This is a genomic window from Pseudoalteromonas sp. PAB 2.2, from assembly GCF_001938575.1.
Lineage (GTDB): Bacteria > Pseudomonadota > Gammaproteobacteria > Enterobacterales > Alteromonadaceae > Pseudoalteromonas > Pseudoalteromonas lipolytica.
The window spans coordinates 23,136-41,912 of record NZ_LYPI01000024.1 but is presented as its reverse complement, the minus strand read 5'-3'; the positions used below and the strand labels follow the sequence as shown (position 1 = coordinate 41,912).

Annotated in this window: 15 protein-coding genes; 7 read left to right on the top strand and 8 right to left on the bottom strand. The window is 41.7% G+C overall.

The window, feature by feature from the left end; all coding sequences use genetic code 11:
- Window positions 1-24: 24 nt before the first annotated feature.
- Window positions 25-1,911, bottom strand: coding sequence for a transglycosylase SLT domain-containing protein (locus BWD47_RS18845; RefSeq protein WP_075594479.1), 1,887 nt, complete (start codon window positions 1,909-1,911; stop codon window positions 25-27).
- Window positions 1,912-2,105: 194 nt separating this feature from the next.
- On the opposite strand from BWD47_RS18845, the gene fadB reads away from it, so the two are divergent.
- From fadB to tusA, 3 genes are all read left to right on the top strand, one after another.
- Window positions 2,106-4,265: a fatty acid oxidation complex subunit alpha FadB gene (fadB, locus tag BWD47_RS18840; RefSeq protein WP_065978276.1), complete on the top strand. Its 2,160-nt coding sequence runs from the start codon at window positions 2,106-2,108 to the stop codon at window positions 4,263-4,265.
- Between the two features lie 4 nt (window positions 4,266-4,269).
- Entirely contained in the window at window positions 4,270-5,436 is a 1,167-nt protein-coding gene (gene fadA, locus BWD47_RS18835; RefSeq protein WP_036973680.1) for an acetyl-CoA C-acyltransferase FadA, read from the top strand.
- Between the two features lie 155 nt (window positions 5,437-5,591).
- A complete protein-coding gene (gene tusA / locus BWD47_RS18830) occupies window positions 5,592-5,831 on the top strand; it encodes a sulfurtransferase TusA (protein ID WP_036973681.1) in 240 nt (79 codons plus the stop codon).
- 118 nt (window positions 5,832-5,949) lie between these two features.
- Here the strand turns inward: tusA and BWD47_RS18825 are convergent, their stop codons facing one another.
- The 7 genes from BWD47_RS18825 to dnaA form a co-directional block, all read right to left on the bottom strand.
- The gene (locus BWD47_RS18825; protein ID WP_036973682.1) at window positions 5,950-6,399 is read right to left on the bottom strand and encodes a hypothetical protein; all 450 of its coding nucleotides are present in this window, start codon (window positions 6,397-6,399) and stop codon (window positions 5,950-5,952) included.
- 61 nt (window positions 6,400-6,460) lie between these two features.
- Window positions 6,461-8,530 carry a glycine--tRNA ligase subunit beta gene (glyS, locus tag BWD47_RS18820; RefSeq protein ID WP_075594478.1) on the bottom strand — a complete coding sequence of 690 codons (2,070 nt, stop codon included), beginning with the start codon at window positions 8,528-8,530 and terminating at the stop codon, window positions 6,461-6,463.
- Window positions 8,531-8,538: 8 nt separating this feature from the next.
- Window positions 8,539-9,438, bottom strand: a complete 900-nt coding sequence (glyQ, locus tag BWD47_RS18815; protein ID WP_036973766.1) for a glycine--tRNA ligase subunit alpha — start codon at window positions 9,436-9,438, stop codon at window positions 8,539-8,541.
- A gap of 142 nt (window positions 9,439-9,580) precedes the next feature.
- Window positions 9,581-12,007, bottom strand: coding sequence for a DNA topoisomerase (ATP-hydrolyzing) subunit B (gene gyrB, locus BWD47_RS18810; protein WP_036973684.1), 2,427 nt, complete (start codon window positions 12,005-12,007; stop codon window positions 9,581-9,583).
- 12 nt (window positions 12,008-12,019) lie between these two features.
- Complete coding sequence (gene recF, locus BWD47_RS18805; protein ID WP_065978278.1) at window positions 12,020-13,114, bottom strand: DNA replication/repair protein RecF; 1,095 nt, start codon at window positions 13,112-13,114, stop codon at window positions 12,020-12,022.
- Between the two features lie 6 nt (window positions 13,115-13,120).
- Entirely contained in the window at window positions 13,121-14,224 is a 1,104-nt protein-coding gene (dnaN, locus tag BWD47_RS18800) for a DNA polymerase III subunit beta (RefSeq protein WP_075594477.1), read from the bottom strand.
- A gap of 13 nt (window positions 14,225-14,237) precedes the next feature.
- Window positions 14,238-15,626 (bottom strand): chromosomal replication initiator protein DnaA, encoded by a 1,389-nt coding sequence (gene dnaA, locus BWD47_RS18795; RefSeq protein ID WP_036973688.1) that lies wholly within the window; start codon window positions 15,624-15,626, stop codon window positions 14,238-14,240.
- A 506-nt stretch (window positions 15,627-16,132) separates the two neighbouring features.
- Here dnaA and rpmH point away from each other — a divergent pair.
- From rpmH to yidC, 4 genes are all read left to right on the top strand, one after another.
- Window positions 16,133-16,267, top strand: a complete 135-nt coding sequence (gene rpmH, locus BWD47_RS18790) for a 50S ribosomal protein L34 (protein WP_008488847.1) — start codon at window positions 16,133-16,135, stop codon at window positions 16,265-16,267.
- A 5-nt stretch (window positions 16,268-16,272) separates the two neighbouring features.
- Window positions 16,273-16,695: a ribonuclease P protein component gene (gene rnpA, locus BWD47_RS18785; RefSeq protein ID WP_036973690.1), complete on the top strand. Its 423-nt coding sequence runs from the start codon at window positions 16,273-16,275 to the stop codon at window positions 16,693-16,695.
- Between the two features lie 129 nt (window positions 16,696-16,824).
- Window positions 16,825-17,097, top strand: coding sequence for a membrane protein insertion efficiency factor YidD (yidD, locus tag BWD47_RS18780; RefSeq protein WP_036973693.1), 273 nt, complete (start codon window positions 16,825-16,827; stop codon window positions 17,095-17,097).
- Between the two features lie 8 nt (window positions 17,098-17,105).
- A complete protein-coding gene (gene yidC / locus BWD47_RS18775) occupies window positions 17,106-18,737 on the top strand; it encodes a membrane protein insertase YidC (protein ID WP_036973695.1) in 1,632 nt (543 codons plus the stop codon).
- Window positions 18,738-18,777 lie beyond the last annotated feature (40 nt).

Genomic DNA, 18,777 nt, shown 5'->3' with positions numbered 1-18,777 from the left:
TATGAGCCTCGTTTGTATTTTAATTTAGCCACCCATTTTCATATCGAGAATGGGCGCAAGTACATTACCATCTCGACCAAGGCGGGTGTGATATACCTGCCTGTAAGCGAACACATTTTTAACGTAGTTACGTGTTTCAGTGAAGGGGATCAGTTCAATCCACAACTCAGCAGGCATTGCTTGCTCTGGTAGCCAGCGCTTAATGCGATGATAGCCAGCATTGTAAGAGGCCGTCGCTAAAATTTCATTACCATGATTTTTTTTCTTCAAATACTTCAGGTATTCACTACCAAGACGAATATTAGTACGAGGCTGATAAAGTACACTACGTGACACCGTGCTTTTATTCATATATTTGGCTGTGCTAGGTAATAACTGCATTAAGCCATGAGCATTCGCATGTGAACGAGCATCTGGCGCAAACGAGCTTTCACGACGAGAAATGGCAATACTCCATGCAACATCGATATGACTGCGGTTACTGTAGTTTTCGAACAAGTTCCGAAACGCGAACGGAAAACGTAAATCAACGTAATCCCACTCTTTAATTTGTGCCAAGGTATAAATAGTGCTGTCGTACCAATCAAGATCTGCTGCAAGCATTGATGCAGCCAGTTTTTCTTCTTTGGTTGAGGTATCGGTTAAATAATTCCATTCGCGACGAGCTGCAGTAAAACGATCTAATTCATACAAAGCACGGGCACGCTTAAAGCCTGGCGCATTCGCAACCTCAAGCTTGAGTTTATCGCTAATATTCAGCTCTTTATTATTTAAACTAACAGGTATACCTAATCGCGCAGACGCAAGAAAACCATAGTAATCACGCTCTTTGGCCACCGTTTGCCAAATTTGTCGCGCGCGCTCTACTTCACCACGCTGATTCAAGCTATAAGCTAACCAGTATTGCTGCCCTAGCGTTAAATTTTCTTTGCCGGTAAAAAAAGCCACAATGCCAGACCAATCTTGTAGCTCAAGCATGTTTGCTAATTGCCACTGCATAAGCTTGCTAGTTTGGCGGTCTTTCGGCACCTTATTTAGCCAAAAGCGAGCTTCTTTGTGACCACTAGATGCTAAAGATAGTGCAAAATTGTAATACACATCAGCCTTTTGCTCGTCAGTGTAGGAGAACATTTTTTCAATCTTTTCCCACGCTCTAAGCGCGAGTTCTTTGTCGCGCCACACCAAACGTCTTACGCCATACAACGCAATTTGCCCTTCTTTGGCTGATTTTTTCTTATAGCGGTAAAGTCCAGCAGACGCGCTCGGGTCTTTGCGAACTTTTAAATATAAGTCAGCTAAATATTGCTCATGTTCGGGTAATAAGGTTTTTAAATAAGGCAATAAACTCGACGTACCGCCTTCTGCGGCCAGTGTGACTCGTTGCCATACGCGATCAGGAGTTTGGTACCCCTTTTTCTTCCACTGCGAAAATAAGCTATCGCACTCTTTAGGTTGCGATTTACCGACCACCCATAAGTCGCTTACTTGATTCATGATGGCATTTTCAGGTGCCCCTAAATCTAATTGAAAGCTTAAATAGGGACACGTCAGCTCATTATTGCTGGTTTCACGATAATTACGAATATACGCCGCTTTTTTATTCTGCTTCTTTAGGTATTCAAGCCACGCTTTTCGAACAGGCCATTCAAGTGGCGTATTTTGATAGACGTTTAAATAGTTTTCGATTTCAGTTTGGTGTTGCAGACTTGGGTTACGCTGCCAATAGGCTTTTTCGACATAAGGTTTTAAGGGATGATCAAGCTCCCCTGTCACCTTTTTCATGTCTTCATAGTCACCGTACCGCGCCTTTTTTTCAGCTTTTAAAAAAGCGTCATGTTTATCGTTGGCACCAGCTGCAAAAAAAGGAAAAAGTAATGCGGCAGCCGTCCAACCAAGAAATTGTTTTTTCATGATGGCCTTTAACAAAAATTAAAGAATTAATAATAAAAACTTCCCCTACACCTTAGCAGCAAACCAGCTATATTTTAACCAATCGCGATAAAGCGCAGTAAATTTTTCGTTGCATTTTTATTTTAAAGCAAGCACACTGATTGAAATGCAAACTCATCGTACCAGTCTTAGTTAATAAACTAGGGAGAATAATAATGTTATATAAAAGCGATTCATTTGAAGTTGCTTTCATCAAGGACAACATCGCCGAGTTTAAGTTCTGTGCTGATGGCTCAGTAAACAAACTTTCTCAGCAAACCTTGCAAGATTGCGCTTCGGCATTAAAAGAATTAGCAGCAAACTCAGATATCAAAGGCATGGTGTTCACCAGCGATAAAGATCACTTTATTATCGGCGCCGACATCTTCGAATTTTTACCGACTTTCACTAAACCTCAAGAAGAATTGGTTGCATGGATCAAAAATGCAACAGACGTTTTTGACGCAATTGAAGATTTACCTTTCCCAACGTTAAGTGCTGTAAACGGCATGGCGCTTGGCGGCGGGTGTGAGTGGGCACTTGCTACCGATTACCGCGTTGCTAGTACTGAGGCTAAAATTGGCCTTCCTGAAGTAAAATTAGGCATTATGCCTGGTTTTGGTGGCACTGTTCGTCTTCCACGCCTGATTGGCGCTGATAATGCGATGACATGGATCACGACAGGCAAAGAAAACCGCGCGAATGATGCACTCAAAGTAGGTGCATTTGATGCGGTAGTTAGTACTGACAAACTTTTAGAGTCAAGTATTGCAACACTTGAGCAAGCTATTTCTGGCAAGCTAGATTGGCAAGCAAAACGACAAGTAAAATTACAACCACTGAAAATGAACCGTGTTGAGCAAGGTATGAGCTTTGCAATGGCCGAAGGCATGGTAATGGGTCAGACTAAAGGTCACTACCCAGCACCTGTTATGGCTGTAAAAACCATTAAAGCAGCGGCAAACTGTGAACGTGCCGAAGCGATGGCAATTGAGAACACGAACTTTGCCAAACTTGCCGCAACGAGCGAAGCTGCTGCACAAACAGGTATTTTCTTAGCCGACCAATACATCAAAGGTAAAGCGAAGAAACAAGCCAAAAACAGCGAGCTTAAAATTAAACAAGCGGCTGTATTAGGCGCAGGTATTATGGGTGGCGGTATTGCATACCAGTCTGCTTATAAAGGCACGCCGATTGTCATGAAAGACATTAATCAAGATGCGCTTGATTTAGGTATGGGCGAAGCCTCTAAATTACTTGGCAAAAAAGTACAACGTGGCCACATGGCAATGGACAAGATGATTGCCACGTTAGGTAAAATCAAACCGACGCTAAACGATGCTGACCTTCAAGGTGTTGATATTGTAGTTGAAGCCGTGGTTGAAAACCCTAAGGTGAAACAAGCTGTTTTATCGGGCCTTGAAAAAGACCTACCAGAGGGCACTATTTTAACGTCAAACACATCAACTATTCGTATAGATGAGTTAGCCTCAGCGCTTGAAAAACCAGAAAACTTCTGTGGCATGCACTTCTTTAACCCAGTGCCAAAAATGCCACTTGTCGAAATCATCCGTGGTGAAAAGACATCAGAAGCAACAATCAATGCAGTGGTTGATTACGCCTTAAAACTAGGTAAATCACCTATTGTTGTAAACGACTGCCCAGGTTTCTTTGTTAACCGCGTATTGTTCCCTTACTTTGCAGGCTTCAGCAAACTTGTTGTTGAAGGCGCTGATTTCGCCAAAGTCGATAAAGTAATGGAAAACGTGTTTGGCTGGCCAATGGGTCCTGCATATCTGCTTGATGTTGTGGGTATTGATACGGCTTACCACTGTACTGGCGTTATGGCTGATGGTTTCCCTGAGCGAATGGCTCGCCAAGAGAAAGATCCCGTTTCTGTATTTGCTAATGAAAAACGTTTTGGTCAGAAAAATGGGGCTGGTTTTTACCAATATGCACCAGACCGCCGTGGTCGCTTGAAAAAGGCACACGATGCAAAAGCGGTTGAACTTTTAAGTGCTATTACCGATGCACCTAAAGACTTCGACAAGCAAGAAATCATTGACCGTTGTATGGTACCGATGATCAACGAAGTACTACTTTGTCTTCAAGAAGGTATTGTAGCGTCGCCGCAAGAAGCAGATATGGCGCTCATTTACGGTATTGGTTTCCCTCCATTTAGAGGCGGTGCATTCCGTTACTTAGATCAAACTGGTTTAGCAAACTTTGTTGCAACTGCAGACAAATATGCTCACCTAGGTGCGATTTACCAAGTATCAGATGAAACTCGCAAATGGGCCGAAGAAGGCCGTGTATTCTATAAGGTGGAAGGATAAGAACATGAATAATCCAGTAATCGTAGATTGTATCCGCACACCAATGGGCCGTTCAAAAAACGGCGTATTCAAACATAAACGTGCGGAAGATTTAAGTGCTCACTTAATGAAAGGTTTGTTAGAGCGCAACCCAGCCGTAGACCCAGCATCGATTGATGATATTTACTGGGGTTGTGTGCAGCAAACTCTCGAGCAAGGTTTTAACATTGCCCGTAACGCAGCATTATTAGCCGGTATCCCACACTCAGTACCTGCAGTAACGGTTAACCGTTTATGTGGCTCATCAATGCAAGCATTGCACGATGCGGCACGCGCTATTATGACGGGTGCGGGTGATACTTATATCATCGGGGGTGTTGAGCATATGGGTCATGTACCGATGACTCACGGTAATGATTTCCACCCTGGTTTATCAACGTCTGTTGCACAAGCTGCAGGTGTTATGGGCTTAACAGCTGAGTACCTTGCAACGCTTCACGGCATTAGCCGTCAGCAGCAAGATGAGTTTGCTTACCGCTCACACCAACGCGCACACGCTGCGACTGTTGAAGGTCGTTTCCGTCGCGAGATCCTACCGATGGAAGGTCACGACGCAGACGGTTCATTAATTCTTGTTGAAGACGATGAAGTAATTCGCCCAGAGACAACTGTTGAAGGTTTATCTCAGCTTCGTCCTGTGTTCAACCCTGCATCAGGTAGCGTAACAGCAGGTACTTCATCTGCACTGTCTGACGGTGCATCAGCCATGCTGGTAATGAGCGAAGAAAAAGCCAAAGAACTTGGTTTACCTATTCGTGCGCGCATTAAATCAATGGCGGTTGCAGGTTGCGATCCTTCTATTATGGGTTACGGCCCAGTTCCAGCATCACAAAAAGCGCTTAAACAAGCGGGTATCACAATTGATGATATCGATGTTGCTGAGCTTAACGAAGCGTTTGCAGCACAATCACTACCGGTATTAAAAGACCTCGGTCTGATGGATGTAGTAGATGAAAAAGTGAACCTTAATGGTGGTGCAATCGCGCTTGGTCACCCACTTGGTTGTTCAGGCTCTCGTATCAGCACAACGCTTGTTCACCTAATGGAAGACAAGAATGCAAAATACGGTTTAGCAACCATGTGTATTGGTCTAGGCCAAGGTATTGCAACTGTATTTGAGCGCGTTGAATAACACGCTCATTAGCCGAACATCTTGGTGATAAAAAGGTGTACTGACACGCGCAGTACACCTTTTTTATTTGCTTTGAATTCGGTTATTGAAACCAGTAGTGATTGAAAGCTAAAATAGCCCCTTACTATTCGTTACTTTCATTTTATAGGTCTGCCATGAGCTTTGATAATCCCGATCACCAATTAGATGCACTTGGCCTTCGTTGTCCAGAACCGGTGATGATGGTGCGTGGTGCTGTGCGCAAAATGAAAGATGGCGAGACTTTACTTATCATCGCTGATGACCCATCAACCACCCGCGACATTCCCAGTTTTTGTACCTTTATGGATCACACACTCGTTGCTAAAGAAGTAGAGCAAGCACCGTATCGATATTTAGTGAAGAAAGGATTGTAGGCTACGAGCTACGAGCTACGAGCTACGAGCTAAAAAATAAAATCAGAGTGGGCTTTGTCAACTTTGAAGTAAATAATCAATCACCCACTCAACACTTAGCGTCACTCAACTCTTAGCGTTATTTTTTCGTGACTGTTACTTTTGGTTGATTGCTATTGCGGTAATCAAAACTCACTACATAAACCCCTTTTGCCGCAGGTTTAAAGCTGAAGTAGTTATAGATTGTGTTGCAATCGGCGCTTGCAGCCTCACCTAAAATGAGTGCTTGACCTGCTGGGTCGGTATCACTGAAACCACAGTTATAGCCTTGGCTGAAATCAGCATCGGCGACTTTAAACTCATACACTTTGCCAGGTGTAGAAAACTTCACATCCGTTTGAAAAATCCCCGGAGCAACTTGGTAAAATTGGTACTGAGGTTCTGCATCCCACAAGGTAAAGTCACCCCGTAAATACATGGTACGGTCTAAGTCTTTACTGGGCAGAATATCATCGATATTCGGCATTTGAATTTGGCTAGAACATGCCGTTAATAAACCAGCCAAAGCTAAAGTTAGTATACGTTTCATAACTGTTCCTCTTTTACAAAAAAGCCAGCACTGAGCTGGCTTTTATTAACGTGTGTATTACTTACTTCTGCAACACAGAAATATCAGCAATATCTAAAAACAGGCGGCTTAACTGGCTTAATAATGCTAAACGGTTTTGCTTAACCGCGTCGTCATCGGCCATTACCATGACGTTATCAAAGAAGTTATCGACACTCTCACGGATACCCGCTAGTTGTGATAACGCTTCTTGATAATCGCTGTTAGCATAAAGTGGTGCAAGCTCCACAGAGAACTTAGCAACATGAGACGCGAGTACTTTTTCTGCGTCATCACTTAATAGGCTCTCATTTACATCACCTTGCGTTGTGATGTCATTCTTAGCCAAGATATTACTAACACGTTTATTTGCGGCTGCAAGCGCTTCTGCTGCGTCTAATGTACGGAAGTGACTTACCGCTTTAACACGGCGATCGAAGTCAACCGGTTTAGTTGGACGACGCGCGAGCACAGCTTGAATAACATCAACCTCAATCCCTTCATCTTGATACCATGCACGGAAGCGACCTAGCATAAACTCAAACACATCCGTTGAAACATTTAGGTTTGTTAGCTTTTCACCAAACAAGCTTTGTGATTTAGCAACAAGGTCTAGAATGTCCAGTGGTAGTGACTTTTCAACCATGATACGCAACGCACCAATGGCTGCACGGCGAAGTGCAAATGGGTCTTTGTCACCTTTCGGTGCTTGGCCAATGCCAAAAATACCCACTAGCGTGTCGAATTTATCAGCAATAGCAACAGCACAACTAATTACATTCGTTGGTAGGTTGTCGCCTGCAAAACGTGGCATATATTGCTCATTTTGCGCCAGTGCAACTTCTTCGGCCTCACCATCGTGACGTGCGTAATGCATACCCATTACACCTTGTACGTCAGTAAACTCCATGACCATTTCAGTCATTAAATCTGTTTTACTTAAAAGACCAGCACGTTTTGCAAGTTCTGCATCAGCACCTAACTGCTCAGCAATGTAACCAGCAAGTTCACTAATACGCTCTGACTTGTCTTTAAGTGTACCAAGTTGCTTTTGGAATAATACCGTGTCTAATGATTCTAAACGGCTCTCAAGTGTTTTCTTTTTATCGGTTTCAAAGAAGAACTGTGCATCGGCTAAACGTGGACGAACCACCTTTTCGTTACCGGCAATAACCACACTTGGATCTTTACTTTCAATATTAGAAACAAACAGGAACTTGTTAAGTAAGTTGCCTTCTTGATCTAGTAGTGGGAAGTATTTTTGATCATCCTTCATGGTGTAGATAAGCGCTTCAGCGGGTACATCTAAAAAGGCTTCTTCGAAGGTTGCTGTTAGCGTTACTGGCCATTCAACAAGTGACGTTACTTCTTCAAGCAAGTCTTCATCCATCGCAACTTTTGCGTTGACAGCAGCCGCTGCAGCTTCAATTTGTTCACGAATTTGTGCTTTACGCGCTTCGAAGTCAGCCACGACATACGCAGATTTTAGTACATCAAATACTTCGTCAGCGTGATTGATAGTGACCTTTTCTGGGTGGTGGAATCGGTGACCTTGTAGTTGGTTACCTACTTGCTTACCAAGGATTTCACCTTCGATTAGTGTATTACCAAATAAAATCGTTGCCGTATGTACAGGGCGAATAAATTGCGTTTTATTCGCGCCCCAACGCATTGGTTTCGGGATCGGTAATTTAGCAAGCGCTTTGTTTACCGCATCACTCATTAGCGCGGTGGTTGCTTGGCCTTCAACGTGTGCTTTATGAAGTAGCCATGCCCCTTTGTCTGTTTCAATGGTTTCGGCGTCGCTTACATCAATACCACAACCACGTGCCCAACCCATTGCTGCTTTGGTTGGGTTGCCATCGGCATCAAATGCTGCCGCAACAGCAGGACCACGTTTTTCTACAACCTTGTCACTTTGTTTTGCTTCAAGTGCTGTAACGCGTAAACCTAAACGGCGCGGTGAGGCATACCAATTTACGCCTTGATGGGCTAGCTCTAAACTTGCAAGCTCTGCTGTTAAGTTTTCAGCAAACGACTCAGCAAGTTTACGAAGTGCTTTTGGTGGCAATTCTTCAGTGCCAATTTCTACTAATAAATTTTCTGCTGACATGCTAATTCTTAATCCTTACAAAGCGGGAAACCAAGTGCTTCACGTGCATCATAGTAACTCTGTGCGCACGCTTTAGATAAAGCACGTACACGTAAGATATAACGTTGACGTTCGGTTACTGAGATAGCGTGGCGCGCATCTAATAAGTTAAACGCGTGTGACGCTTTCATTACTTGCTCGTAAGCAGGTAGCGGTAAGCCAGCTTCAATTAGCTTTTGACTTTCTTTTTCGCAGTGATCAAATTGAGAGAATAAGAATGCAACGTCAGCTTGTTCGAAGTTATACGCTGATTGCTCAACTTCATTTTGATGAAATACATCACCGTATGTAACACGGCCCATTGGACCATCTGCCCATACTAGGTCATAGATACTATCTACGCCCTGAATATACATCGCTAAACGCTCAAGACCATAAGTAATTTCACCTGTTACTGGAGAACACTCAAGGCCACCTACTTGTTGGAAATAAGTGAACTGAGTCACTTCCATGCCGTTTAACCAGATTTCCCAACCAAGACCCCATGCACCCAGTGTAGGTGATTCCCAGTTGTCTTCTACGAAGCGCACTTCATCAGTTAGCGTATCAATTCCCACAGCAGCTAACGAGCCTAAGTAGAGCTCTTGAATGTTTTCTGGTGATGGCTTTAATACCACTTGGAATTGGTAGTAATGTTGTAAGCGGTTTGGGTTCTCACCATAACGACCATCAGTTGGGCGACGGCATGGTTGAACATACGCGCTCGACATTGGCTCTGGGCCAATCGACTTTAAGAAAGTTAACGGATGAAATGTCCCTGCTCCCACTTCCATATCGAGTGGTTGAGCAATCACACAGCCTTGCTGTGCCCAATAGTCCTGTAAAGCCAGGATCAAACCTTGAAAGGTTTTAACGTCATATTTTTGCATATTTGGCTTATAGTATCTGGTGCGTTTAGTCTGAAAATTGCTCTCAGTATACCTTGTGTGCAGTAAGGTTTTAAGCAGTTTGTGCTTTTTCAGCAATAAAAAAAGGAGCCAATAGGCTCCTTTCTTCATCATGTGTTTTAGCTTATACGTCTAGGTTTACTACACGTAGCGCGTTCGTTTCAATAAACTCACGACGCGGCTCAACTTGGTCGCCCATTAATGTTGCGAATAATTGGTCAGCAGCAACGGCATCTTCAATTGTTACTTTCAACATACGACGAGCACTAGGATCCATGGTTGTTTCCCATAACTGATCTGGGTTCATCTCGCCCAGTCCTTTATAGCGCTGGATATACAAGCCACGTTTAGACTCACTGATTAACCACTCTAATGCATCGACAAAGTTATCAACTGGAATTGTTTTTTCTCCACGTTGAATATAGGCGCCTTCTTCAAGGATATTAGCAATGTTTACACCTGTTACAGCGATACGCTTATAATCACGTGAAGTAATGAAGTCGTAGTTTAATACGTGTGCTTTATCTACGCCGTGCTGACGAATATTCACTACAGGGTAATATAAATTACGCTCAGCATCATGTTCTGTTCCAGCATGGAAAATAGTCGCATCTTCATCGCGAGCAATTAAGTCATCAACTAATATGTTAGTCCACTCTTTTACTTTCGCTTCATCTGCAAGGTCAGCTTCTTTTAACTCACTTTGATAGATTAAACGTTCCATAACCGTGTTCGGGTATTTACGTTTTAAGCGCTCAATCACTTTTACCGTGTTTTGATAATCGTGAACAATAGACTCTAATGCTTCACCTTCGAGTGCGGTTGCACCCTCACTTGTGTATAGCGCAGCGTTATTTAACGCCAATGATGTTAAGTAATCAACAAGTGCTGGATCGTCTTTTATATAACGCTCTTGCTTACCTTTTTTCACTTTATAAAGTGGTGGTTGTGCAATATAAATATAACCACGTTCTACAATCTCTGGCATTTGACGGTAGAAGAAAGTAAGTAATAGTGTACGAATGTGAGAACCATCCACGTCCGCATCGGTCATGATAATGATACGGTGGTAACGCAGTTTTTCTGGATTGTATTCGTCACGGCCAATACCACATCCTAATGCGGTAATAAGAGTCGCAACTTCTTGCGAAGATAGCATTTTATCAAAACGTGCTTTTTCAACGTTTAATATTTTACCTTTCAATGGCAAGATTGCTTGGTTTTTACGATTACGACCCTGCTTAGCTGAACCACCCGCAGAGTCACCCTCCACTATGTATAATTCAGAAAGTGCAGGATCTTTTTCTTGGCAGTCTGCTAACTTACCCGGTAAACCAGCTAAATCCATAGCGCCTTTACGACGAGTCATTTCACGTGCTTTACGCGCTGCTTCACGCGCTCGTGCTGCATCAATAATTTTGCCAACAACAGTTTTAGCATCAACAGGGTTTTCTAATAAAAACTCTGTTAGTTTTTCTGCCATGGCTTGTTCTACAGCAGATTTAACTTCGCTTGATACTAATTTATCTTTCGTTTGTGATGAGAACTTTGGATCAGGAACTTTAACACTCACAACGGCTGTTAAACCTTCACGAGCATCATCACCCGTGGCGTTGCTTGTTGTTTTAGCTTTTTTATTAAAGCCTTCTTTTTCCATGTAATTGTTTAGTGTACGCGTAAGTGCAGCTCTAAAGCCAGCTAAGTGCGTACCACCATCACGTTGTGGAATGTTATTTGTGAAACAGTAGATGCTCTCTTGGAAACCATCGTTCCATTGCATAGACACTTCAACATTTATGCCGTCTTCTTCACGCTCATGCGTAAAGTGGAAAACACTTTTATGGACAGGTGTTTTATTGCGATTTAAATACTCAACAAAGGCTTGAATACCCCCTTCGTATTTAAAATGGTCTTTTTTCGCTTCTTCACGCTCATCGGTAAGAATAATACTTACGCCCGAGTTCAAGAAAGACAGCTCACGTAAACGCTTCGCTAAAATATCGTAGTGGAAGTTTAGGTCAGTGAATGTTTCACCGCTTGGCCAAAAACGTAATTCAGTGCCTGTATCAGTCGCGTCACCAATAACAGCTAATGGTGCATCTGGCACACCCATTGTATACGTTTGTTGATGAAGTTTACCTTCGCGACGGATAGTTAACTTTAGCTTTTCCGATAAAGCATTTACAACAGAAACACCTACACCGTGTAAACCGCCCGATACTTTATAAGAGTTATCATCAAATTTACCACCAGCATGAAGTACCGTCATGATAACTTCAGCAGCTGATACACCTTCTTCTTCATGGATTGAAGTAGGAATACCACGACCGTTATCTCTTACAGAGACTGAACCGTCTAAGTGAATCGTTACATAAATATCATCACAATGACCAGCTAAGGCTTCATCGATAGAGTTATCAACAACCTCAAACACCATATGGTGTAAGCCTGTACCGTCATCGGTGTCCCCTATATACATTCCAGGACGCTTTCTTACTGCGTCTAATCCTTTAAGCACTTTAATACTCGACGAATCGTAATTCTCAGACATGGTTAATCCCACTTATCTTGTTATTAGGTTGCCATGTTTCACGTGGAACATTTTTAGTTCTCGTTGCATGGGTTCCACCACAGCAGAAATACTTTCAGATAAAATAGATGAGATAAAAAGTTGTGAATCGCAATGCGATAAAAGCTGACCCACTTTTTCCTTTGTATCTTCACCTAACTCCGAAGGTAAGTCATCTATTAGCAATATAGATTGCTTATCAGTTTCTGATTCAATTAAGCTATTTTGCGTTACTTTCAACGCATAAAGCAAGAGCTTCAATTGACCGCGTGAAAATGTATTTTCCACACTATTACCAGAAACGCTAAAACTAAAATCAGCTTTATGCGGGCCTTTGCTTGTGAAACCCTGTTTGGCATCACGTTCAAAGCTCTGTTCAAGAGCCTCTGAGAGCGATTCGCTCTCTTTCCAACCCGCGTTAAAGCTAATTTCTAAATCGCGTATAAGCGTTAATTCTGCACACATTTTATCAAAAAATTGCTGCTTAAACCTACTTATATACGCGATTCTTAAATTATTTATTTGTTCTGCTAGTCTAACAAATTCTTTGTCCCAAAACTTGATCTGCTCGAAATAATTCCTAGGTTTACTCTTCAGCAATGCATTACGTTGTTTTAATACTTTATTGAATGATTGCCATAAATAAAAAAAGTCATGTTCCACGTGGAACAATCCTAAATCTAAAAATTTTCTACGCTCTTTTGGTCCACCGAAAAATAAAGAATAGCTTTCAGGTGTAATCACTTGCACAGGAATTAGCTGCGCCAACTCTGAGATCTTTCGACTCGTTTTACCCTGGATCTTTAATGATGTTTCACCCGCTTGGTTTTTACTTATACCAATCGGAATCGACAAGTCATGTAATGCCTTACGACCATGAATAACAAACTTGTCTTGCTGATGTTGAATGATACTTTTATGCTTGGCGGTTCGAAATGATTTACCATGTGAAAGGAAATAAATAGCCTCTAAAAGGCTGGTTTTTCCGCTGCCATTTTCGCCATAAATAATATTAATTCCATTTATCGGCTCAAGTGTCAGCGCCTCAATATTACGAAAATTATTGAGGCTTAAATGACTTAAACTCATAAAAGGTTATAAGCGCATCGGCATAACAACATACATCGCTTCTTCGTCACCAGCACCTTCTATTAGCGCGCTACTGTTTGAATCTGCAAGGGTAAAAGTGACATCTTCTGTTTTTAATGTATTCAAAACATCGAGTACATACGAAACATTAAAACCAATTTCCAGCTCACCACCTTGATACATAACCTCAACCACTTCTTCTGCTTGCTCTTGCTCAGGGTTATTGGCAGTTATTTTCAACAAGCCATCAGAAAGATTTAAACGCACACCACGAAATTTCTCATTCGATAAAATAGACACACGTTGAAATGCGCTGCGTAACCATTCTCTATTGGCAGTAATAACTTTATCGCCACCACGTGGTAATACTCGGCGGTAATCAGGAAAACGACCATCTACCAATTTACTTGTAAACGTAAACTCGGTATCAATAATACGAATATGATTAGCGCCAAATTGAATTGTTACTAACTCATCATCAGCCACCATTAAACGCATGATTTCTTGCACACCCTTGCGTGGAATAATAAGCTGACGCTGTGTATTAAGCGACTGAGCTAACTGCTTTTGTGCAATCGCTAAACGGTGACCGTCTGTTGCCACTGTTTTAATGTCGGCATTGTCGACTTCAAACGACATACCATTTAAATAATAGCGTACGTCTTGGTTCGCCATTGAAAAATGAGTACTTTCAAGTAGTTTACGTAACTCTACACGGGTTAACTGAAACTCAACTTCGCCATCCCATTGTTCAAGATTCGGAAAATCTTCTGCAGCTAATGTGGTCAATGAAAAGCGACTTTTACCACTGGTTAGTAATAACTGATGATCTTGGCTACTTAAAGTAAGTTCAGAGCCATCGGGTAAACTTTTACAAATATCGAGTAACTTTTTAGCTGGCAAGGTTAATTTTGTATCTGCGGTGTCTTCACCTACAAATACGCTTGCTACTAACTCAATTTCAAGATCGGTACCCGTCATTGATAGTTGTCCATTTTCTACAACTAACAGTACGTTCGATAAAATCGGTAAGGTGTGCTTGCGTTCAATCGCACCCGACACTTGAACTAAAGGTTTTAAAAATTGCTCTCTTGATATTGTTATTTGCATAATAAAGTCAGCCTTAAGATGACAAGGTTCTTATTAAGTTTTGATAATCTTCTTTCACCTCGTGACTTTCATCACGCAGTGATTTAACTTTACGACAGGCATGCAGTACCGTTGTATGGTCACGCCCGCCAAACGCATCACCAATCTCAGGTAAACTGTGATTAGTGAGCTCTTTAGATAAAGCCATAGCAACCTGGCGCGGTCGTGCTACAGAACGACTGCGGCGCTTAGATAATAGGTCTGAAACACGAATACGGTAATACTCTGCGACTGTGCGCTGAATGTTATCGATGGTTACGAGCTTATCTTGCAATGCGAGTAAGTCGCGCAACGCTTCTTTTACAAAATCGATTGATATTGGACGACCGGTAAAGTTCGCATTTGCAATCACACGGTTTAATGCCCCTTCTAACTCACGCACATTTGAACGTAGTTTCTTGGCAATAAAAAAGGCTACTTCATGCGGTAAATTAATTTTACTCTGCTGCGCTTTTTTCATCAAAATAGCAACGCGCGTCTCAAGCTCAGGAGGCTCAATGGCAATCGTTAACCCCCATCCAAAGCGAGACTTAAGGCGATCTTCAACCCCTTCTATCTCTTTTGGATAGCGGTCTGAAGTTAATATAATCTGTTGATTTCCTTCAAGTAATGCATTGAAGGTATGGAAAAATTCTTCTTGAGAACGTTCTTTATTAGCGAAAAATTGGATGTCATCAATCATCAATGCATCAACGCTTCGGTAATAACGTTTAAACTCTTCTATTGCGTTATTTTGAAGTGCTTTAACCATGTCTTGGACAAAACGCTCGGAATGCATATAAACAATTTTTGCATCCGGTTTATTCGCCATGATGCCATTACCTACAGCATGCAATAAATGCGTTTTACCTAAACCTGTACCGCCATAAATAAACACGGGATTAAAGGCAGACCCTGGGTTGTCTGCAACTTGAGTTGCGGCTGCTTTTGCTAGCTGGTTTGATTTACCTTCAACAAAACTATCAAACGTATAATTTTCTTTAATGTTTGATTTATAACCCGATTTTGGTGCAGGTTCTACATTCGCTTTTTCAGGTTTAGGCTGTTGTTTCTCAGATGTGTGTTGAGCACTAACAGGAGCACTCGCAGCTGGCACGGCGGCTTGCGCATTTAAAATAGGTTTACTGCCTACGTCAAAACGTAACTCGGGCGCTTCATCACCACAAATTTCAACGAGCAGTTCATTTATACGGTTTAAATACTTTTCTCTCACCCAATCAAGAACAAAACGATTCGGCGCATATATAGTTAACGTATCTTCGGTACTTTCTGCTTGTAGTGGTCTTACCCACATACTGAACTGCTGTGACGGCAGTTCATCTTGCAATACATATAAACAACTTTGCCAAACCGACAGATACACTATTAAACTCCCAGAGATTTAATTATTATTCCCGTTCATCTTTAATGATGGAAAATCATACATTTATTACTAATCTTTGACCAATTTTCTTGGCCTAGACCGAGTATTATGAAGGCACTTTATCCACAAGTACAAGATTGATTTTTCTGAAAAATATGATCTCGTCTTCACAAAAAGACAACCACATGATTTTTATAGGGTTTATTTTTTACATCCGAATAGTGATCATAGCAAATTCGCAGCTAGATCGCGATTAAATTCTACGATCTAATTTGCTTTTCCCAAGCTTTTATTCACTTTTTATACAGAGGCTGTGGAAAACTTCTTATTTATGATGATCCTATATGATCGAGCGACAGGATCCTTTATAATTACTGTGTTAGCCGTGTAATTATGATTGACTTTTGTTGTCTTCATCTATAATATCTCGCGCTCGCAATGGCACCTGTGCCAGGATCGCGACCTGCATAGGATGTTTTAACCTTAACCGATCGGATGGAATTGTTATGAAAAGAACTTTTCAACCTAGCGTTTTAAAACGCAAACGTACACACGGTTTCCGTGCTCGTATGGCAACAGCAAATGGCCGTAAAGTATTAGCTCGTCGTCGTGCTAAAGGCCGTAAAGTTCTTTCTGCTTAATATAAGTGGAAGACTTTAGCTTCAGCAGGGAGTTACGTTTGTTAACTCCCTCGCATTACTCTCGTATATTTAATGAACCAGCTCGCGCTGCGACTCCTTTCTTTACCTTATTAGCAAAACCCAATGACCAAACAAGTCCTCGACTAGGTCTTACTGTCGCTAAAAAACGTGTTAAAAAAGCCTGCCAACGTAATCGTATTAAACGACTTGCTCGCGAAAGTTTTCGTTTAAATCAACACAAAATCGATAACATTGATATTGTGCTTATGGTTAAAAGTGGCATTGATGAGCAGTCAAACGAAGAGTTAACAAAACAATTAAATAAATTGTGGCGAAAAATTAACGAACGCTGCAAGCCGGGTGCACCAAAACCACCCCCTTTCAAAAAACGCCCTAATAAATCAGCAAAATCTAATAAACAAGCCTGATATCAATAGAATTACGGGCATAATTAAGGTATCTTTAGCTCACCTTTTAATCATGCATTTAAAATTCTATCTTGGGAATTTAAATTCATGGTATTCCATTGACTAAATTAACGCAGGGGCAGACACACCATGAGGTTACTTAAACCACTTGTTGCTATTCCAAAGCGCTGTTTAGTCATGCTAATTCGTGGCTATCAAAATTGGATAAGCCCGCTATTAGGTCCACATTGCCGCTTTAATCCAAGCTGTTCTCATTATGCTATTCAAGCAATTAATTTGCATGGAAGTGTAAAAGGCAGTTGGTTAGCAGTTAAACGCATATTAAAATGTCACCCTTTACATGCAGGTGGGGATGATCCCGTTCCTGCAAAAAATCATATTAACCACCAACACGAGAAATAAGAGCTGTTATGGAATCGCAACGCACGTTTTTATTAATCGGCTTGATGCTTGTGTCGTTTTTATTATTCCAAGAGTGGAATAACGACTACAATGCACCAAAAGCTGATCCAAGTGCCACAACACAAACACTAGGCGCAACAACATCAGAGTCAGATGACTTTATTCCAGCATCATCTGACGGTGAAGTTCCTGTTGCTACAACAGCAAAGCGCTCAGTTATTGATGTAACAACTGATGTCTTCACTGTAAAAATTGACACCCGCGGTGGTGACATTATTGAAGCAGACTTACTTCAATACGAAGAGACAAAAGGCAGTGATACACCTTTTATGCTACTTGGTGAGTTTGACGGTAATCAATACTTCTCACAAAGTGGCTTAATTGGTTTAAACGGCCCAGATGCAACTGTTGCTGGTCGCCCTGTTTATAAAACCACACAAAAATCGTTCACCTTAAATGGCGATGAGCTTCGTGTACCACTCGAGTTTACCGACAGCAAAGGTGTGACATTTACCAAAACTTATATCTTCAAGAAAGGCGACTACGCTGTAGATTTAGAGTACACGGTAAATAACGTAACAGCGGATCCGATTCAAGTGCAGCTTTACACGCAAGTGAAGCGTACAGTACAAGATAAAGGTAGCTTAGTTGATCAAAACTACTTAGGGGCTGCATACGGTACTGAAGAAGAGCCTTACGAAAAATACAGCTTCTCTGATATGGCCGATAAAAACCTAAATGTTACGACGGCTGGTGGTTATATTGCGTTTATTCAACACTACTTTGTAAGTGCATGGGTTCCACAGCAAGACCAACAAAATACGCTATACAGCAAATTAGTGGCTGGCAATGCTGCCATTATTGGTACTAAAGGTGAAGCTGTTAACGTACAAGCTGGCACACAAACAACCCTTGCTTCGACTTACTATATGGGCCCGAAAGAGTCTGATGTACTTGAAGCAATTCACCCAGACTTAGACCTTACGGTTGATTACGGCTGGTTATGGTTCATCTCGCAACCATTATTCGTGCTACTTAAATGGTTGCACAGTATCCTAGGTAACTGGGGTCTAGCTATCATCGCTATTACTGTCATTGTTAAATCTGCAATGTACCCACTGACAAAAGCACAATACACGTCAATGGCGAAAATGCGCGCATTACAACCTAAAATGGCCGCACTAAAAGAGAAATTTGGCGATGATCGTCAAAAGTTCGGTCAAGCTATGATGGAAATGTACCGCAAAGAGAAAGTAAACCCGATGGGTGGCTGCTTACCGCTTTTACTACAAATGCCAATCTTCTTAGCACTATTCTACGTATTCTTAGAATCAACAGAATTGCGCCATGCTGAGTTTGTATTATGGTTAACTGACTTATCAGCGAAAGACCCATACTACGTATTACCAATTTTATTTGGTGCAAGTATGTTCATCACACAAAAGCTGCAACCGATGACGGTTCAAGATCCAATGCAGCAAAAAATGATGACGTTTATGCCGGTAATCTTCTCTGTATTCTTCTTATGGTTCCCATCTGGCCTTGTACTTTACTGGTTAGTATCGAACCTTATCTCTATCGCGCAGATGCTTATCATCTACCGTGGAATGGAGAAAAAAGGCATTAAAGTAAGAGGCTAAAACCCTTACGCACAAAAAAGGCGACTTAGGTCGCCTTTTT

What these genes read in the sequence shown, in the direction of transcription:
- rpmH (WP_008488847.1), top strand. Translation starts at nt 16,133, where the DNA reads ATGAAAAGAACTTTTCAACCTAGCGTTTTAAAACGCAAACGTACACAC.
- fadA (WP_036973680.1), top strand. Translation starts at nt 4,270, where the DNA reads ATGAATAATCCAGTAATCGTAGATTGTATCCGCACACCAATGGGCCGT.
- recF (WP_065978278.1), bottom strand. Translation starts at nt 13,114, where the DNA reads ATGAGTTTAAGTCATTTAAGCCTCAATAATTTTCGTAATATTGAGGCG.
- fadB (WP_065978276.1), top strand. Translation starts at nt 2,106, where the DNA reads ATGTTATATAAAAGCGATTCATTTGAAGTTGCTTTCATCAAGGACAAC.
- yidC (WP_036973695.1), top strand. Translation starts at nt 17,106, where the DNA reads ATGGAATCGCAACGCACGTTTTTATTAATCGGCTTGATGCTTGTGTCG.
- yidD (WP_036973693.1), top strand. Translation starts at nt 16,825, where the DNA reads ATGAGGTTACTTAAACCACTTGTTGCTATTCCAAAGCGCTGTTTAGTC.
- glyQ (WP_036973766.1), bottom strand. Translation starts at nt 9,438, where the DNA reads ATGCAAAAATATGACGTTAAAACCTTTCAAGGTTTGATCCTGGCTTTA.
- dnaN (WP_075594477.1), bottom strand. Translation starts at nt 14,224, where the DNA reads ATGCAAATAACAATATCAAGAGAGCAATTTTTAAAACCTTTAGTTCAA.
- tusA (WP_036973681.1), top strand. Translation starts at nt 5,592, where the DNA reads ATGAGCTTTGATAATCCCGATCACCAATTAGATGCACTTGGCCTTCGT.
- BWD47_RS18825 (WP_036973682.1), bottom strand. Translation starts at nt 6,399, where the DNA reads ATGAAACGTATACTAACTTTAGCTTTGGCTGGTTTATTAACGGCATGT.
- glyS (WP_075594478.1), bottom strand. Translation starts at nt 8,530, where the DNA reads ATGTCAGCAGAAAATTTATTAGTAGAAATTGGCACTGAAGAATTGCCA.
- BWD47_RS18845 (WP_075594479.1), bottom strand. Translation starts at nt 1,911, where the DNA reads ATGAAAAAACAATTTCTTGGTTGGACGGCTGCCGCATTACTTTTTCCT.
- gyrB (WP_036973684.1), bottom strand. Translation starts at nt 12,007, where the DNA reads ATGTCTGAGAATTACGATTCGTCGAGTATTAAAGTGCTTAAAGGATTA.